At 66.3% G+C, this 16,870-nt stretch carries 17 protein-coding genes; 1 reads left to right on the forward strand and 16 read right to left on the reverse strand.

The window, feature by feature from the left end; all coding sequences use genetic code 11:
- Positions 1–183: 183 nt before the first annotated feature.
- From GO606_RS21125 to GO606_RS21180, 12 genes are all read right to left on the reverse strand, one after another.
- On the reverse strand, positions 184–516 hold the full coding sequence (locus GO606_RS21125; protein ID WP_246979824.1) for an HIT family protein: 333 nt from the start codon (positions 514–516) through the stop codon (positions 184–186).
- On the reverse strand, positions 513–1,112 hold the full coding sequence (gspM, locus tag GO606_RS21130) for a type II secretion system protein GspM (RefSeq protein ID WP_169118574.1): 600 nt from the start codon (positions 1,110–1,112) through the stop codon (positions 513–515). Before gspM ends, GO606_RS21125 begins: the two co-directional genes overlap by 4 nt.
- Entirely contained in the window at positions 1,109–2,101 is a 993-nt protein-coding gene (locus tag GO606_RS21135; RefSeq protein WP_246979826.1) for a PilN domain-containing protein, read from the reverse strand. Before GO606_RS21135 ends, gspM begins: the two co-directional genes overlap by 4 nt.
- Before the next feature lie 14 nt (positions 2,102–2,115).
- Positions 2,116–3,201 (reverse strand): type II secretion system minor pseudopilin, encoded by a 1,086-nt coding sequence (locus GO606_RS21140; protein ID WP_169118576.1) that lies wholly within the window; start codon positions 3,199–3,201, stop codon positions 2,116–2,118.
- Entirely contained in the window at positions 3,090–3,683 is a 594-nt protein-coding gene (locus GO606_RS21145) for a prepilin-type N-terminal cleavage/methylation domain-containing protein (protein WP_169118577.1), read from the reverse strand. Before GO606_RS21145 ends, GO606_RS21140 begins: the two co-directional genes overlap by 112 nt.
- 10 nt (positions 3,684–3,693) lie before the next feature.
- The gene (locus GO606_RS21150; RefSeq protein ID WP_169118578.1) at positions 3,694–4,119 is read right to left on the reverse strand and encodes a type IV pilus modification PilV family protein; all 426 of its coding nucleotides are present in this window, start codon (positions 4,117–4,119) and stop codon (positions 3,694–3,696) included.
- Complete coding sequence (locus tag GO606_RS21155) at positions 4,106–4,597, reverse strand: GspH/FimT family pseudopilin (RefSeq protein ID WP_169118579.1); 492 nt, start codon at positions 4,595–4,597, stop codon at positions 4,106–4,108. Before GO606_RS21155 ends, GO606_RS21150 begins: the two co-directional genes overlap by 14 nt.
- Positions 4,598–4,623: 26 nt before the next feature.
- Positions 4,624–5,058: a type II secretion system major pseudopilin GspG gene (gspG, locus tag GO606_RS21160; RefSeq protein ID WP_169118580.1), complete on the reverse strand. Its 435-nt coding sequence runs from the start codon at positions 5,056–5,058 to the stop codon at positions 4,624–4,626.
- 118 nt (positions 5,059–5,176) lie between these two features.
- Complete coding sequence (locus GO606_RS21165) at positions 5,177–6,469, reverse strand: type II secretion system F family protein (protein ID WP_169118581.1); 1,293 nt, start codon at positions 6,467–6,469, stop codon at positions 5,177–5,179.
- On the reverse strand, positions 6,462–8,201 hold the full coding sequence (gene gspE / locus GO606_RS21170; protein WP_169118582.1) for a type II secretion system ATPase GspE: 1,740 nt from the start codon (positions 8,199–8,201) through the stop codon (positions 6,462–6,464). Before gspE ends, GO606_RS21165 begins: the two co-directional genes overlap by 8 nt.
- Positions 8,202–8,321: 120 nt before the next feature.
- Complete coding sequence (locus GO606_RS21175; RefSeq protein WP_169118583.1) at positions 8,322–9,509, reverse strand: glycosyltransferase family 4 protein; 1,188 nt, start codon at positions 9,507–9,509, stop codon at positions 8,322–8,324.
- Positions 9,496–10,317 (reverse strand): symmetrical bis(5'-nucleosyl)-tetraphosphatase, encoded by an 822-nt coding sequence (locus GO606_RS21180; protein WP_169118584.1) that lies wholly within the window; start codon positions 10,315–10,317, stop codon positions 9,496–9,498. The genes GO606_RS21175 and GO606_RS21180 overlap by 14 nt, the downstream gene beginning before the upstream one ends.
- Before the next feature lie 306 nt (positions 10,318–10,623).
- Here GO606_RS21180 and GO606_RS21185 point away from each other — a divergent pair, with 306 nt between their 5' ends.
- Positions 10,624–11,865, forward strand: a complete 1,242-nt coding sequence (locus GO606_RS21185) for an ATP-binding protein (RefSeq protein WP_169118585.1) — start codon at positions 10,624–10,626, stop codon at positions 11,863–11,865.
- A gap of 42 nt (positions 11,866–11,907) precedes the next feature.
- On the opposite strand, the gene GO606_RS21190 is transcribed toward GO606_RS21185, so the two are convergent.
- Genes GO606_RS21190 through GO606_RS21205 form a run of 4 tightly spaced genes read right to left on the reverse strand, consistent with a single transcriptional unit; the run spans position 11,908 to position 16,768 of the window.
- The gene (locus GO606_RS21190) at positions 11,908–13,794 is read right to left on the reverse strand and encodes a polysaccharide biosynthesis protein (RefSeq protein WP_169118586.1); all 1,887 of its coding nucleotides are present in this window, start codon (positions 13,792–13,794) and stop codon (positions 11,908–11,910) included.
- A complete protein-coding gene (locus GO606_RS21195) occupies positions 13,791–14,780 on the reverse strand; it encodes an MraY family glycosyltransferase (RefSeq protein ID WP_169118587.1) in 990 nt (329 codons plus the stop codon). The genes GO606_RS21190 and GO606_RS21195 overlap by 4 nt, the downstream gene beginning before the upstream one ends.
- Positions 14,777–15,760, reverse strand: a complete 984-nt coding sequence (locus GO606_RS21200) for a UDP-glucose 4-epimerase family protein (protein WP_169118588.1) — start codon at positions 15,758–15,760, stop codon at positions 14,777–14,779. Before GO606_RS21200 ends, GO606_RS21195 begins: the two co-directional genes overlap by 4 nt.
- Positions 15,761–16,768 carry an NAD-dependent epimerase gene (locus GO606_RS21205; RefSeq protein WP_169118589.1) on the reverse strand — a complete coding sequence of 336 codons (1,008 nt, stop codon included), beginning with the start codon at positions 16,766–16,768 and terminating at the stop codon, positions 15,761–15,763.
- Between the last annotated feature and the right edge of the window lie 102 nt (positions 16,769–16,870).

Below are 16,870 nucleotides of genomic sequence, written 5' to 3' on the forward strand. Positions count from 1 at the left end.
AGCAGACCACGCTGCCGATTTGACCGCCGTTCCGCCAGCACCGACTTTTGCTTACAAGTGCGGGCAGCACGCCGAGATCCTGATAATCCAGCAACGTGGATTCATCCGCGGCGAGGATCTCACACGCGGCGCGATTGTAACAGCCGACCCGCAGGCGCACACACACACCGCAACAGCGCCCCCTCAGATCACCGCGCGCAGCTTTGCCGCCATCTCCTCGAGCGCCTCGCGCGGTGGATTCTTCGCCGGCCACGCCAGCGCCAGCCCGTCGCCTTCCCAGCGCGGCAGCACGTGGGACGGCTCGGCCTCCGGCCTGCGCGAGGGCCAAAAGACCGGCCTCGCCAATGCGTGAGCCAGTGCCGCGGACGCAGCCCCGCCAGCTTCGCCCTGCACGCGCGACACCTCGGGGACAACGGGTTGCGGAGGCTGCCACGGGCCGAGCGGTGCGATCCACACCCATGCAAGCACAGCGAAAAGGGCGGCAATCAGGAGAGCAAGAACGCGGCTGGCGGTCATGGCGACGTCAATCGGTTGGCGACGAGGCGAATCTGTACGGAAAGCATTTGGGGAGGATTCCGGCCCCCGACGGGCTGACGCAGGCGGGCTGACGTGCGGATGATGGAAGGCTGCAGCGTGATCGATTCGATCCTGAGGCGCGGTGACAAGGTGCGCAGGGTGCGGAGTGCGGCCTCCAGTTCCGGCAGTCCGCCCTGGGCGTTGACGACGAGCGCGATCTCCTGGTGATCGGGCGCGCTGCGGGGCGGCATCTGCTGGCTGCCCTGCACACTCATCCCGGCGCCCTGAAAGACGTCCCTCACGCGGCTTTGCAATTCGGAGGCGACGCGCGCGGGATCAAGCGTGTGAGGATAGGCATAAGCGGCTGCGCGAACGCGCGTCGCGTCGAGCGTCGAGGCGATATCGTCGCGCGCAACGAGGATCCCTGCCAGCCGGGCAACGCGAGGTTCGATGGCCTCGAGCGCAGCTTCGTACTTTTGCCAGCGATCCCAGACGAGATACAGGCCCGTGAAAAGCATCAGCACCAGAACCAGGGCTGTCGAGGCAAGCACCAGCGTGGCGTCGGCCGACGGGCGGTATCGATTCCGCCAGTTCATTTGACGAGGTCCATTTCGATGACGAAGCGTTCTTTTCCAGACGTGGGTTCGCGGGCGATCGACGAGGGCGCGCGGACATTGGCGAACAGCGGATGCGCCTCGAGCGCTTGCAGGAGCGCGGCGGCATCATCCGCCCGTCCGCTGATGCGGATCCGGCCCGGCTGGTATTCGAACAGGTCCAGCCATGCGTCGTCGGGAACGATGCCCGTGACGTGATCGAGCAGCTTCATGACGTCGGGCTCGGACTCGATGTCCGCTCCGAGCGACTGCTCGACCTGGGCGAGCCGTCCGAGTTCGTCGCGCATCGCCACCACCGGCGCCGCGCGCCCGGCAATGAGGTCGGCGTACTGCTGCGCCTGGATGAACTGCTCGCGCTTCTGTACGAGCGGCGACATGACGAGGGCTGCCGCGAGCAGCCCGGCCAGGGCGATGAGCGCGATGACGCCACGCACCTGCCGGCGCCAGCCAGCCAGGCGTCGTTCCTCGCCATAGCCCTGCAGGACGACATAGCCGTCGCCCATCGCGGCCCACACTTCGGGGCCGGAGGGCGTCGTCCGGCCTTCGAGCTGCGCATCAACGAGGCGCCGCGAGGTGATGCCAATAAGCGTTCGCGGTCTCGAAGCGCCGCCGGAGCGGATGCAGCGCCAGCCCCAGACCGTGTCATCGGGCGGAAACGGTGACGTGGCTTCGACCTCGAGCCGCACCGCGGCCAGGAGATCCTGGGCAGGAACCTGAGCCGTGAGCTCCCTTTCGAGGACAAGATGATCGGGGATTTCAATCGCATTGAAGGCGGGCGCCGGGCGCTCCGGCGCCTCGCCCTGTGCGGTGAATCCGGGGACGCGGACAATGACGCGGCGGCCGTCGTGACGAAGCAGCGTGACACTTTGCGAAGGGAATATCCGCCGGGCCGACAGCCACTCGAACACCTCCGCCCAGCCCCGCCGCCAGCGACCGGCCCACTGCGACAGGTCCAGCCCGAAGAGATTCAACTGGTTCTTATGAATCAAGGAGAGTCACCATTGATATCGTCATGGTCCGAGCTGCGGCGTGCCGGCTCGGCATGCAGCCATGTCCATGGCAACGGGTTTTGCGCAGCGGCGGGGGCGGTCGCGGAAATCCAAGCGGTCCGCGTCCATCCACTGCCGCTTCCGGTTTCGATTCGTGCGGCGAGGCGGTAGTCGTTGGCGAACCATTCGCTGACATGACGGCGGTCGATCGCGGAGAAGTCGGGATGCGCCCCCTCCCCGCCGGCACGCTCTTCAAGAATGCGCTGCACCAGCGAAGCGTCGCCGCGTGCCAGGACGCGCAGTACGCCGGGAGGAGCAACGAGAGGATTCACCGCACCGGCTCCGCCTTTGGTGATCGTGATCAAATCCGCGATCTTATCGTGAACGGCATCCGCTATTCCAAGTACCTGCGAGAGGTCGCCGGGGCGAATGAAATCCTCGTTTCGCGGCAGCGAAGCCGCGCCCCCGGCGACGTACTGATCATGTTCAGCGCCGTAAGGCAGCGCTTCGTCATCGGCGTCGCGCCAGTCGATCACCCTTTGCGCAAGGCTCACGGCCTGCTCGTCGGGCAGGTCGGCGCCGTACTTGAAGAGGTCAACGAGAAGACTTTCGGGCGCATCGTTGAGGCTGATGAAACCGCTTGCACGAACGATCTCCGTCCGTATCGACACGCCATCGATTTCATGCCGCATATATGCCGGAGCCACATTCCGTGGGGGTGATGCGACGAGTTCGGCCGCAGCGAGTCGCAGCGCGCCGTCGAGAAGCGCGCTGGCGCGAGCGGATTCGAGATGTTGCGCGGCGAGCCGTATATCGACACGCGCCGCCAGAGTCATGCCCGAGACAAGGATCGCGAGCGCGGCCGTAATCCACAGCACCGCAACGAGCGCGACGCCCCGCTCTACCCGGGCGGACATCCCCTTCCCGCGGACGCCGTGCGAAAGCATTCGATGCACCGACCTGCTCATGCTCACGGCGACCGAAGCCGATAGATCAGCTCGGGCCAGTAGCGTCCGGATGCTTGAACGGAAACCTTCATTCGTCTGGGAATCAGTTGTTCGCTGTTCCACTTTTGCTCCCATGAAGCGCCGGGTGCGTCCTCCTGGTAGGCGAGCGAAAACGAATCGACGCTGCCGACAAGGAGGTGCGTTCTGGAATGCGTCCAGTCCGGTGCACCATGCGGACCGGAATAGGGCAGATAGTCGAGCGCGAGTGCGAGACCCGATGCGTCCGGTATCAATCTGAGCCGCATGAAATGGAGGCCGCGCGTGCCGAACCGCGCAGGGAAGTCCCCGACCCAGACGACGGCGTCGGGGTCGCCGCGGAAGAACGGGGTCGCAGGAACTGCCGAGTTCTCGGGCGGAACCTGCGCGAGCGGTTCGGCAGCCGCGAAGGCGCGGCGCAGGAAGTCCGAGATCAGGCGCATGTCGGCGACACGGTCGGAAACTTGTGAAACCCGTGCCGACGAATCGCCGAGGCCGCGCAGTGCCCCCAGCAACCCGAGCATGATCAGCGAAACGAGGGTCAAGGCGACGACGATCTCGACCAGGGTGAATCCGCGCAATGACCGCATGCTAACGTGACGACCCCGGAGCCTCGTCCTGCGGAAGGACCGTCTGGAGCGATACCGAATGCTCGCGCCCCATGTCACGCCACTGAACCTCCACGCGCAGGGCATGGAACGGCCAGCGAACCGCCTCTGTCCCGCCTTCAGCGCCATCCGTTGCGTAAGGGCGGGAGTCCACCCGCCACTGAAAGCCGTCATCCGTTCGGCCCGATTCGTTGATTCCTGCCATGGGCACGACGTCGAAACGCGCAAGCAGGGACTCCGCGATGAGCACCGCGTGGCCGTGACGCTCTCCGTGAGCGGCGGTGCTCACACTGCCGCCCGCGGCCCGGTACAGCACGCCGAGCGACAACGCCATGATGGTGAATGCGACAAGGACTTCGAGCAGAGAAAATCCTCGCTGCCGCGATGCGCAAGGCCTATCGGGAAACATCCAGCGGCTCCTGTGTCACCCGGCCCAGCAACCAGTCGACCCGGAGTCGAACGCCGTCACCCTGAGGCTGACGGAAAATCATGACGGAGCCGCCGGTGGAACTGCCGTCGGGGAAGAAGCGGATGCGTGCCCCTCCATCCGTCGATATCTCGTTTGCCGCGACGACGGCATCAAAGCCGAGCCCTTCCGGAATTGGGCGGCCAGTCGATCCGGTGCCAAATTGTCGAGTTCCGACATTGACCTCGAAGGCAACCGGTCGTCCGCTCAATACGGATTGATTGCGTGCCAATCGAAGTTCCGACATGACGTTGCGCACCGTGCTGCGATATTGGACTGCATCCCGGACCTTCATGACCGCGAGCGGCGTCGCAGCCATGATCAGCGTCGCTACGGCAAAAGCGACAATGAGCTCCACAAGGGTGAAACCGCCTGCCGGCTGCGCAGGCCGCAGCGCACTTCCCGACGAATTGAACGACATGTCAACGGCGGGAACGTGCCGGGCGTTCAGGATTCCCAGTTACCGACGTCGACGTTCTCGCCCTCCCCACCGGGGGCGCCATCCGCCCCGAGCGAATAGATGTCGATATCCCCGCGCTTGCCGGGCGCTTCGTAGTGGTACGCATTGCCCCAGGGGTCTTTCGGCACGCCGCCCTTCTTCAGGTAAGGGCCGTTCCAGCCATTGGCAGTGGCGGGTTTCGCCGCCAGCGCGTTGAGACCTTCGTCCGTCGTCGGAAAGCGGCCGACGTCGAGCTTGAACAGCTCCGCCGCCTGTTCGAGGTCGGTGATCTGGACCGCCGCCGTCTTGCTTTTGGCGCCGCCCAGTTGCCCGAGCACCCGCGGACCGACCAGCCCGGCGAGCAGCCCCAGAATTGCGAGCACGACAAGCAGTTCGACAAGCGTAAAACCCTTGGCAGGGCGATAGGATTTGACTTGGTTCATGGTATTTCCAGTTCAGGGGCACTGCGGTGCGAAAGGTCGCATTGTATACGGGGTGCGAGCCGCTCCCAAACATCCGCCGGGGAGCAGGCGATGGGGCGGTCCGGCAATCCGCCCGGCGTTACATCGCCAGATCATTGACCGAAAGGATGCCCATCAGGATCGAGACGATGATCCCGGCGATCACTGCGCCCAGGGTCAGGATCAGCAAAGGTTCGAGCAGGGTCAGCGCCCGCTTCACGCCCGCCTGCACTTCCACATCATGCACCCGTGCCAGTTCCTGCAGCATCGCATCCAGCCGACCGGTCTCTTCCCCCAGCCGCACCATGTTGAGGGCGAGCGGGGTGAAGAGCTGCGTTTTTCCAAGGGCGTCCGCCATGCGCCCGCCTTGCTTGATCACGGGCGCCACGTCGGCCATCGCGGCGCGCAGGCGCTGGTTGGTCATGGTCTCGGCGGCGATCTTCAGCGCGGTGACGATCGGCACGCCATTACCCAGCAGCGTCCCCATGCTGCGCGCAAAACGCGTGACTTCGTACTTGCGCGTGACTTCGCCGAGCACCGGCAGGCGCAGCATCCACGCGTCGCGCTTGTCGCGGCCGGCCGGCGTGGCGAGCCAGCGGCGCACGAGCCAGACGAGGCCGGCAACGACGAGCACGATCAGCCAGCCCCAGTCGGCGACGAGATGGCCGGCGGCGACGATCAGGCGCGTCGGCAGCGGCAGCGCTTCGCCCATGTCGTCGAAGAGGCTTTCGAATTGCGGCACGACGAAGCCGAGCATCAAGAAAACCGAGATCGCAGCCACGACGACCAGTATGGCCGGATAGATCAGCGCCGAAACCACCGATTCGCGTAGTTCCTTGACGCGCTCGAGGTGTTCGGCAAGGCGACCGAGCACATCGGCCAGTTGCCCGCCGGCTTCGCCGGAGCGGACCATGTTGATGTAGAACTCGCCGAACAGCGCCTGGTGCGGGGCCAGCGCCTGGGACAGCCCCTTGCCGGCCTTGACCGACTTGAACACGTCTTCGAGCAATACGGTGACCGAAGGTTTACCGCCCATGCCGATCAGCACGCGCAGCGCACGATCGAGCGGCAAGCCCGCGCGCAGCATCACCGACAGTTGCCCGGTGATGCTATGGACGTCGGTGTGGTCGGGGCCGCGGTCGGCGGAGAACAGACGCATGCGCCGCCGCGCGGGGAAAGCCGCCTCCCCCGCCGCCGCCGGCCCGGAGCCGGCCTTCCCTGACACCGAAGCGGCATGAAGACCGGCTCCGCTCCGCTCCGTCACATCGAGCTGCAACGGCGTCAGCCCCTTGCCGCGCAGCAGACGCATCGCGGCTTCGCGACTGCCGGCGTCGACACGCCCTTCGACAACGCGGCCGTCCGCTTGCGCCGCGCGGTAGGCAAAATCAGCCATTGCCCTGATCCTGGGTCACGCGCAGCAGCTCGTCGAGCGACGTGATGCCGGCGGCGACCTTGCGCAGGCCGTCCTCGTACAGCGTGAGCATGCCGCCCTTGCGGGCGACCTGGTGCAGCGTCGTCGCGTCCGCACCGGCGAGGATCGCCTGGTGCGCGGCATCGTCCATGACGAAGAGCTCGTGAATCGAGGTGCGTCCGCGATACCCCGTGTGCTTGCACGCGGGGCAACCGCGCGCCACCTGCACGGTGCGGCTGTCCGGGGGCATGAAACGGTCGAGCCCGGCCTTTCTGACCGCGGCTTCCGGCAGTTCGGCGGCTTCCTTGCAGTTCGGGCAGAGCTGGCGCAGCAGGCGCTGCGACAGCACGCCGTTTACCGACGAGGTAATGAGGTAACGCTCCACGCCCATGTCTTCCAGGCGGATGATCGCTCCGACAGCGGTATTGGTGTGTAGCGTCGACAGCACGAGGTGGCCGGTGAGCGCCGACTGCACTGCGATCTGCGCGGTCTCGGTGTCGCGCATCTCGCCGATCATGATGATGTCCGGGTCCTGGCGCAGGATCGAGCGCAGCGCATGGGCGAAGGTCATGCCGATCTGCGGCAGCACCTGCACCTGGTTCACGCCTTCGAGCTGGTATTCGACGGGATCCTCGACGGTGAGGATCTTCAGCGCGGCCGAATCGAGCTTCGCGAGCGACGCGTACAGCGTCGTCGTCTTGCCCGAGCCGGTGGGGCCGGTGACGAGCAGGATGCCGTGCGGACGGTCGATGAGTTCACGGTAGCGGGCAAGGTTGTCGGGCGCGAAACCCATGTCCTCGAGATCGAGCCGGATGCTGGCGCGGTCCAGCACCCGCATCACGACGCTCTCGCCGTGGACCGTCGGCAGCGTCGATACGCGCAGGTCGAGTTCGTGGCCCTTCACCCGGTTCTTGATGCGCCCGTCCTGCGGCAGGCGGCGTTCCGCGATGTTCAGGTGCGCGAGCAGCTTGATCCGCGACGTGACGGCTGCGGCGAGGCCGCTGTCGGCCAGCTCCGCATCCTGCAGCACGCCGTCGACGCGGTAGCGGATGTGCAGCCCGTCTTCGAACGGTTCGATGTGGATGTCGGATGCGCGCAGGTCGATGACGCGCGAAATGATCTGGTTCACCAGCCGGATGACGGGAGCCTCGCTGGCGAGATCCTTGAGGTGCTCGATGAATTCGCTGTCGCCGTCGACGGCGCCGAGAAAACCGTCTCCTTCGTCCTCGTCCACCTCATCCGGTGGAGCGTAGAGGCGCTCGAGCGCCGACTGAAGCTCGGACTCGATCGCCAGCCAGGGCTCCACGGACAGGCTCGAAGCGAGCCGCAGCGCCTTGGTCAGGAAGGGGTCCTGCGGCGTCGCCATCGCGACGGCGACGCCGCCATCGGCCACCCGCAGCGGCAGCACCGCGTGCGCCAGCAGATAGTCCACCGACACCCCGGGGACTTCGACCGGTTCGTCGGGAAAATCCGGTGTCTGCGCGAGCGGAATGCCGAGCTGTTCGGACAGCGCACGGGCGACGTCGATCTCCGACAGCAACCCCAGCCGTACCAAAACGCGGCCGATGAGGTCGCCCATTTCCTGCTGTGCAGCGAGCGCCTGCTCGAGGTCACGATTTGACAGGCGATTGCTGCGGACAAGCAATTCCCCCAGGCGGGGGCGGGATGCGACCGCAACGGCGCCGTTTTCGGCAGGCGCGGGTTGGGCATTCATGTTTGGGGGCCTTGCACGGGCAGAATCGAAGCGGGGAGTTTACCCGCTTACCGAAAAATTATCGCGCCGGCGATCCCGTGCCGGAACGCGGTCGGCGCCTGCATGAGGATAGGCAGGCGATCAACGAAACCCCATCGCCGCAAGGATGCGCGCATTCGCGCGGCGCACGTCAAATTGCGCCTCGGCGCGGTGCCGGCTCGCGGCCCCCATCGATGCGATTCGCTCGGGCTGCTCGATGAAACCGATCATCGCATCGACCAGCGCATCGACATCGCGCGGCGGTACCAGCCAACCGTTTTCACCCGGCTCGACGGTATCCCGGCACCCCGGCATGTCGGTCGTGATGATCGGGCGGCCCATCGCCATGGCCTCCTGGATGCTGCGCGGAACGCCCTCGCGGTAGTACGACGGCAGGACGAAGATGCTCGCTTCGGCGATCGCCGGGCGAACGTCGCTGACATGGCCTCGCCATTCGACGACGCCTTCGGCATTCCACGCACGCAGTTCGGCCTCGCTGACGGAACCCGGATTCACGTCGATGCTGCCGAGCAGGATGAAACGTGCGCAAGGATGCATGGCGCGAACCCGCCGGGCCGCCTCGACGTACTCGCGGACACCCTTTTCGGCGAGCAGCCGGGCCGCGAGGAGGAAAGTCGGCGGATCCGTGACCGGCGGCGCGGCGGCGAACCAGCCGAGATCGACGCCGATGCCGCCGAGCATGATGGCGCGCTCGGCAGCGACCATGCGGCTGCGAACGAACAGTTCGACATCATCCCGGTTGAGGAAGAACACGCGATGCGCCGCGGCGAGCCCCGCCCGGTACAAGCCGCTGACCGCGGCGCGCAGCACGCGGCGGCGCAGCGAGAAGCCGGGGCTTTCTTCTGAATAGACATAGCCGGCGCCTTCGACCATCGCGGAGCGATCCGGCACGCCGGCGAGGCGCGCCGCGAAGGTGCCATATATCACCGGTTTGATGAAATACGTGAACGCGTAGTCGGGCTGCAGCCGGCGCAGCAGGCGCACGAGCCGGAAGATGTCGCGCGCGTCGCGCAACGGCCGTATGCCGGCCCGCTCGAGGCTGTAATCGACCGGTTCGGCGCCGAGCGCGGTCACGGCGTCGCGGCTCGCGTCATCGTAGTCGGGTGCGAGCGCGAACACCTGCAGGCCACGCGCGACCCAGTCGCGGATCAACGGACCACGGAAATTGTGGATCGAATACGCCTGGCTCGAGATCAGCGCGAGCCTCGCTTGCCGCAGCGGCGCAGTCGCACGGATTTCCCCCGCAGGCAGCGCCTCAGAACGACCCAAGCTGCTTCCCCGCATGCACCTGGAACACCTTGCGATCCTCGAGTCTCACCGCGGTGAGCTTTTCGCCCCATACGCAGCCGGAATCGAGGGCGAGCAGGTTCGGCTCCCTGCGCAATCCGAGCGCGGACCAGTGGCCGCAGACGAGGGTCGTGTCGCTGCTGGCGCGGTCCGGGTGCGCGAACCACGGCAGATGATTCGCCGGCGCGCTGTCGGGAGGCCCTTTCGCATCGAATTCCATGCGCCCGTCGGGCGTGCAGAAACGCATGCGCGTCATCGCGTTGACGATCACCCGCAGCCGCTCCCACCCGGCGAGGTCATCGCGCCACGCTTTCGGCGAATTGCCCCACATGTGGTGCAGGAACGCTTCGCAGGAATCCCCCGAGAGCGCGGCCTCGACTTCGCGAGCCAGCGCGCGGGCGCGTTCGGCCGTCCACCCGGGCAGCAGCCCGGCATGGACCATCGCGTATCCGCCCTCGAGATGCATCAACGGCAGTGTCCGCAACCAGGCGATGAGTTCGTCGCGATCCGGGGCCTCGAGCACCTGCTGCAGCGTGTCGTGGCGTTTGCGGCTCGAGGCGCCGGTGTAGGCGATCTTGAGAAGGTACAGGTCGTGGTTGCCGAGCACGCTCACCGCGGCGTCGCCGAGCGATTGGACGAAGCGCAAGGTGTCGAGCGACGCGGGTCCGCGGTTCACCAGATCGCCGACCAGCCACAGGCGGTCGCTTGACGGGTCGAAGCCGAACTGGTCGATCAGTTCTCGAAATTCGCGGTAACACCCCTGAATGTCACCGATTGCATAAATTGCCACCCTGGACTTACCTCAACATGCTTCGCGTGCCATTTTCGCCACAACGGGGAAAGGCTTGGGGGGAATTATACGGCGCATATTCCGGAACCCAGCGGCGCAGCACGCGCCGCACCGCGTCGTCGGCGCGGGTGTTGCCGGAGCGCAACCCCTGCAGCCTCTCGGGCATTGCAAACCCGTCCGGCGGCGAGGCGCGCGCGACAGGCATCCGGCTGTTCGAAATTCCGGGGCCCGTTATCCCAAATATACGAGACAATATTCCCAAATCTACGCAGCTAGATTCCCTGTTGCACGATACGATGTTTCACCATGAACAACACGCACTCTCTTTACCCACGGCTGATTGAGGCACGTATTGCCGAAGCAATGGCCGATACGCCCGTCGTGCTGGTTGCCGGTCCTCGGCAGGCAGGCAAGACCACCCTGGTGCGGCAGATCGCCGCGCAGGGGATGCGCTACCTCACACTCGACGACGAGCTCACGTTGCTGGCGGCCAAAGAGGACCCGGTGGGCATGATCCGCAGTCTGGATCGCGCGGTGATCGATGAAATTCAGCGTGCTCCCCAGTTGTTGCTCGCGATCAAAAAGACGGTGGATGAGGATCGACGCCCCGGTCGTTTTCTGCTGACCGGGTCGGCCAACCTGATGGCTTTACCGACCGTGGCCGACTCACTCGCCGGGCGAATGGAGACGCTGACATTGCTGCCTCTGTCGCAAAGTGAAATGCACGGCAGTACAGCAAACTGGATCGACAGCGCCTTTGCCGGACAGATACTGAAGGTGCGACGGGCCATGGTCGGGGATGATCTGGTGGAGGCGGTGCTGCGAGGTGGCTACCCTGAGGCGGTTTCCCGCGCTACGGTCAGGCGGAGAACAGCGTGGGTCCGCCAGTACCTCGACGCCATCATTCAGCGGGATGTCCGCGATGTGGCTGGCATCGACAAGCTTGACCAGTTACCCCGGTTCCTGCGCGCGCTGGCGCAAGTCTCCGGCCAGATGTGCAATTACACCCAATTGGGCGGCCAAGTCGGGCTGGATCACAAGACTGCCGCCCGGTACATCGGGGTGTTTGAGCAAATGTACCTGCTCAAGCGCATTGAGGTTTGGGCAAAGAACCGGCTGAACCGCGTCGTGAAGACGCCGAAAGTTCAATTCATCGATTCGGGGCTGTTGTCCACGCTGGCGGACGTGACCCCAGCGCTTGCTCAGCAGGACCGCGGCCGGTTTGGCAAGGTACTGGAGACCTTTGTTTTCGGCGAGTTGCTCAAGCACACGACGACTGCTGAAGGGGATTACCAGTTGCTCTACTACCGCGACCACGACCAATTCGAGGTGGATTTCGTCATCGAGAATGCGGCAGGCCAGCTGATCGGGGTGGAAGTCAAGGCGGCAGCCACGGTCAGGGAAGGCGATCTTCGTGGCTTGAAGCGGCTGGCGAGTATCGCGGGGGCACAGGTCAAGTTGGGCGTGATTCTTTACGATGGAATGGAGACCCTGCCGCTTGGAGATGGTCTGTGGGCTGCGCCACTGGCTAGTTTATGGGGGCAGTAGTGCTACAACGCCGACGCCGGTCCGCGATTGACCAGACTTACCTCAACATGCTTCGCGTGCCATTTTCGCCGTCACGAGGAAAGGCTTCGGGGGATTATACGGTGCATATTCCGGAACCCAGCGACGCAGCACGCGCCGCACCTCGTCGTCGGTCCGGGTGTTGCCGGAACGCACCCACTGCAGCATCTCGGCCATCTCGAAGCCGTCCGGCAAAGAGGCGCGGGCGACGCGCAGCTTGGGGTGATGAGTCGGCCGGGTGCGTTCGCTGTGCGCGAGGACTTCCTCGAACAGCTTTTCCCCCGGGCGCAGGCCGGTGAACACGATGGGGACTTCGCTCTCGCTCTTGCCGGACAGGCGGATCATGTCGCGGGCGAGATCGAGCACCTTGACGGGCTGCCCCATGTCGAGGACGAAGATCTCGCCCCCCTCGCCCATCGCGGCGGCCTGCAGCACGAGTTGCGCCGCCTCGTGTATCGCCATGAAGTAGCGCGTGATCTCGGGATGCGTGACGGTGACCGGCCCGCCGCGCTCGATCTGCGCCTGGAACTTCGGGATGACGCTGCCGGCGCTGCCGAGCACGTTGCCGAAGCGGACCATCTCGAAACGCGTCCGGCGCGACTGGCGCTGCATTTCCTGGCAGATGATCTCCGCCAGACGCTTGCTCGCCCCCATCACGTTGGTCGGGTTGACCGCCTTGTCGGTGGACACGAGGACGAATCGCTCGACGCCGAGCGCCGCCGACGCCTGGGCGAGGATCCACGTGCCGAGGACGTTGTTGCGCACCGCCTGCCACGCATTCTGCTCTTCCATCAGCGGCACGTGCTTGTAGGCCGCGGCGTGGAACACCACCGCCGGCGCATGGCGCTCGAGGATTTCCATGACGCGGCGGCGATCCTTGACGTCACCAGCGATCGCCACGAGGCCGACCTCCGGAAACTCCTCGGCGAACTCCTCGCTGAGCGTATACAGCGCGAACTCGTTCAGTTCGAACGCAATGATCTGGGCCGGCCCGAAGCGCGCGATCTGCCGGCACAGTTCGGCGCCGATCGAACCGCCGGCGCCGGTCACCATCGCCACCCGCCCCGCGAGCATCTCGCGCACCTGCGGGGTGTCGATCTCCACCGGTTCGCGCCCGAGCAGATCCTCGAGGTCGAGGCTGCGCATTTGCGACAGCGTGTCGTGCCCGGCGATCAGCTGCTCGATCGCGGGGAGGATGAACACCCGCACGCCCGCGCGCACGCACAGGTTTGCAACCCGGCGGTGACGCTCCGCGTTGGCGCCGGGCATGGCGATGATCGCGTGGCGGACCCGCAGCGCGTCCGCCCAGTCGGCGATCTCGCCCACGGACCCCAGCACCCGCACGCCACAGACCTCGCGTTGCCGTTTCGCCGGATCGTCATCGAGCAGGCCCACCACATGCCACTCGCGCGAGCGGCGCAACTCCTGGATCAGGTTCACCGCTTCGCGACCGGCCCCCAGCACCAGAACGGGCTTGCCGACGCCACGCAGCGCACCGAACTCCCGGTGCTCCTTGAAAACACGGTAAGCGGCGCGCCCGCCGCCCATGATCGCCACCAGCAACAGCGGATAGATCAGCAGCAGCGACCGCGGCAGCGCCGGCGCGGGGGCGAGGAACACCGCACCGAGCGCGATCACCACCATGCTGAGCCCGACCGCCCGGCCGATGCGCAGCAGGTCGGGCAGGCTCGCGAACACCCAGATGCCCCGGTACAGGCCCGCGGCGCGAAAGACCACCGCCTCGACCGGTACCAGCAGCAACACCCCGTAGTTGGCGATGGGCAGGTACGCACCCAGCCCTTCGAAATTGAAGCGCAACATGAAGGCCCCGAACCAGGCGGCGACAACTGCCGCGAGGTCGAATCCGAATACCGCCAGCGAACGCCAGCGCACCGCGACGCTCAGGTTCATTTTGCGGGCTCCGTTTCCATATGACGATCCCATTGCCGGTCGATGCGACGCCCGAGGACGACCAGCACCGCGCTCCACGCGGCGGCCCCGATCCATCCGCTCGCCTCGACGAACAGCAACATCAGCACCGCCAGTGACGCGCCGACCAGCATCACGAGCAGCCAGCGCAAGCACATCGCATCGTGGGCGAAGCCGCCGCGTACCATGCGTTGATAATAATGTTCGCGGTGCGCATGCCACACCCGCTCACCCCTGCACGCCCGGCGAACCAGGGTCACTGTCGCGTCGAACAGAAACGGCGCGAACACGAGCGGCGCAAACCACAGCGGCCACGCGCCGATCGAGTAACCATACCAACCGAGGCCGCCGGCAAGAAAACCCGATGGAATCGCGCCGACGTCGCCCATGAAAATTCGCGCCGGATGCCAGTTGAACAGCAGGAAACTCGCCGAAGCAGCGGCCACCGCGATACACAGGCCGGCCAGCGCCGCCTGTCCGGCCTGCGCGAATCCGATCGCATAAGCGGCGAATCCTACCGCGGACATACTGCCAGCGAGGCCGTCGGCGCCGTCCATGAAATTGTAAGCATTTATCGACCACGCAATGACGATGACCTGCAGCGCGACGAGCAGCGGCGATCCCGCGCCGTGAAAAAATACAACAGCCGCGGCCGATGCCAGATGCACGCCGAGCCGCAGCCAGAACGGCAGATCGAGCCAGTCGTCGGCCCACGACACCGCGGCGAGGACCAGCACCGGGATGAGCCATACCGGTGCTGCGCCCGCCCACCCTCCGCACGCCAGCGTTGCCGCGACGATGCCGAGCCCGCCGCCGTGGGGCGTCGGCCGCTCATGGAGCGACCGATGCCCGGGCTGGTCGACGCCGCGATCGGCAAAACGCAGTCGCAGCGCTATCGTGGCCGCCGAGACCACCGCGGCCACCGCAGCCATTGCGGCGAGCGCGATGAAGCCGATTGCCCCGCTCATCGCGCCCGCTCCGCACCGCAGCCCGCGAATGTCTTCTGCAGTCCCTGCTGCAGCGACACCCGCGCACGCCAGCCGAGCTCGCGCTCGATCAGCGCCGGCGAGTAGCTTTCGGGGCCGAGCAGGCGCTCGACCGCCGCCCGGTCGAGTGGAACCGGCCTGCGACACAGCTTCCCGAGCCAATGGCCGATTTCGCCGCCGAATCGAAGGACGCCCGCGGGACAGCGCCAGCGGACCGGCGCCAGCCCCAGTGCCGCGCGCAGCGCGTCGTACAGCTCGCGGCCCGAGTAGCTGCGCGGATCCGCGACGATGTAGGTTTTTCCCGCCGCACGGGCGTCATCCGCGACCAGCAGCATCGCCACGAGCACGTCGTCGACATGCACCAGCGAACGCTTCGCGCCGGTCTCGGGCAGCGGCGGGAACCAGCCCCGGCGGATGCCGCGCGCCATGCGCTCGAGATTTCCCCGGCTGCCGGGGCCATACACCATCGCCAACCGAAGATTGGTCACCCTCATGCCGAAGCGCGGGCCGGCGGCGAGCACGGCGTGCTCCGCGTCGCGCTTGGCCCGCCCGTAGGCGGTTTCCGGCAGCGCCGGCCAGGCCTCATCGACAAGCGCGGCACCGGGCGCGCCCATCGCCTTGACGCTCGACAGGAACACGAAACCGCCCACGCCCTGGCGCCCGGCGGCCTCGACGAGGTTCGCGGTGCCGGCGAGATTCACGTCGCGGTGCCGCCGGTCCGCAGTTTCACCGGGCGAGTCGAAAGCGTGCGCGAGCCCTGCGCAATGGAATACCAGTTCGACGCCGCGGCATGCGCGGTCGAGCGCGTCCGGGTCGAGCAGGTCGGCACGCACCGCCGACGGGCCGGGCAATGCCAGCCGCGACATCCTTCGAACGTATTCGCCCCGCGCCTCGAGCGCCGTCGCGAGCCGGCTGCCGATGAAGCCGGTCGCGCCGGTGACGAGGACGGTGCGTGCTGCCATTCAGGAGCGGTAATAGTCGCGATACCAGGCGACGAAGCGCGCGACGCCTTCCGGCACCGGCGTCGCCGGCGCGAACCCCGTCCATGCGTCGAGCTCCGCGATATCGGCATACGTCGCCGGCACGTCGCCGTCCTGCAGCGGCAGGAAGTTCTTCTCTGCCTTCCTGCCGATCGCGTCCTCGATCGCTTCGATGAACGCCATCAGTTCGACCGGATCGTGGTTGCCGATGTTGAACACGCGGTACGGCGCGTTGCTGCGGGCGGGGTCGGGCTGCAGCGCGTCGAAACCCGGATCGGGTTCGGCGACGCGGTCGAGCGTGCGGACGACGCCTTCGACGATGTCGTCGATGTAGGTGAAGTCGCGCATCATCAGCCCGTGGTTGAAGACGTCGATCGGACGGCCTTCGAGGATCGCCCGCGTGAACAGGAACAGCGCCATGTCGGGGCGGCCCCACGGGCCGTAGACGGTGAAAAAGCGCAGGCCGGTGGTCGGCAGGCCGTAGAGGTGGCTGTAAGTGTGCGCCATCAGCTCGTTGGCTTTCTTGGTCGCGGCGTAGATGCTGACCGGGTGATCGACGCTGTCGTGCTCGGAGAACGGCATCTTCGTGTTGCCGCCGTAGACGCTCGAGCTGCTCGCATACACCAGGTGCCGCACGCCGCCGCGGCGGCAGCCTTCGAGGACGTTCATGAAGCCGACCAGGTTGCTGTCGACGTACGCGTGCGGGTTCTGCAGCGAATAGCGCACGCCCGCCTGCGCCGCGAGGTGGACGACGCGATCGAATCCTTCCACGGCGAAGAGGCGCTCCATACCGCCGCGGTCGGCGACATCGAGCTTGACGAAACGGAAACGCGGATGCGGCGTGAGGCGCGCGAGGCGGTCTTCCTTGAGGCGCGGGTCGTAATAATCATTGAGGTTGTCCAGGCCGACCACCTCGTCCCCGCGCGCGAGCAGCACTTGGCAGGTGTGCATGCCGATGAAGCCGGCTGCGCCGGTGATGAGAACTTTCATGGTCGGGCCCGTCCTGCTCGCGTCGAGCGGTGGATTATCTCATACCCGGTTGTAATGCTGCCTGCGCAACCTCCGGTTACGAAACCGGGCTCGCGCCGCACG

It is taken from the genome of Aromatoleum anaerobium (assembly GCF_012910705.2).
Lineage (GTDB): Bacteria > Pseudomonadota > Gammaproteobacteria > Burkholderiales > Rhodocyclaceae > Aromatoleum > Aromatoleum anaerobium.

Excerpts from the sequence above, each read along its gene's own strand:
- GO606_RS21205 (WP_169118589.1), bottom strand. The coding sequence starts at position 16,768 with ATGAAAGTTCTCATCACCGGCGCAGCCGGCTTCATCGGCATGCACACC.
- GO606_RS21200 (WP_169118588.1), bottom strand. The coding sequence starts at position 15,760 with ATGGCAGCACGCACCGTCCTCGTCACCGGCGCGACCGGCTTCATCGGC.
- GO606_RS21190 (WP_169118586.1), bottom strand. The coding sequence starts at position 13,794 with ATGAACCTGAGCGTCGCGGTGCGCTGGCGTTCGCTGGCGGTATTCGGA.
- GO606_RS21195 (WP_169118587.1), bottom strand. The coding sequence starts at position 14,780 with ATGAGCGGGGCAATCGGCTTCATCGCGCTCGCCGCAATGGCTGCGGTG.
- GO606_RS21125 (WP_246979824.1), bottom strand. The coding sequence starts at position 516 with ATGACCGCCAGCCGCGTTCTTGCTCTCCTGATTGCCGCCCTTTTCGCT.
- gspM (WP_169118574.1), bottom strand. The coding sequence starts at position 1,112 with ATGAACTGGCGGAATCGATACCGCCCGTCGGCCGACGCCACGCTGGTG.
- GO606_RS21140 (WP_169118576.1), bottom strand. The coding sequence starts at position 3,201 with ATGGGAGCAAAAGTGGAACAGCGAACAACTGATTCCCAGACGAATGAA.
- GO606_RS21150 (WP_169118578.1), bottom strand. The coding sequence starts at position 4,119 with ATGTTTCCCGATAGGCCTTGCGCATCGCGGCAGCGAGGATTTTCTCTG.
- gspE (WP_169118582.1), bottom strand. The coding sequence starts at position 8,201 with ATGAATGCCCAACCCGCGCCTGCCGAAAACGGCGCCGTTGCGGTCGCA.
- GO606_RS21185 (WP_169118585.1), top strand. The coding sequence starts at position 10,624 with ATGAACAACACGCACTCTCTTTACCCACGGCTGATTGAGGCACGTATT.
- GO606_RS21155 (WP_169118579.1), bottom strand. The coding sequence starts at position 4,597 with ATGTCGTTCAATTCGTCGGGAAGTGCGCTGCGGCCTGCGCAGCCGGCA.
- GO606_RS21165 (WP_169118581.1), bottom strand. The coding sequence starts at position 6,469 with ATGGCTGATTTTGCCTACCGCGCGGCGCAAGCGGACGGCCGCGTTGTC.
- gspG (WP_169118580.1), bottom strand. The coding sequence starts at position 5,058 with ATGAACCAAGTCAAATCCTATCGCCCTGCCAAGGGTTTTACGCTTGTC.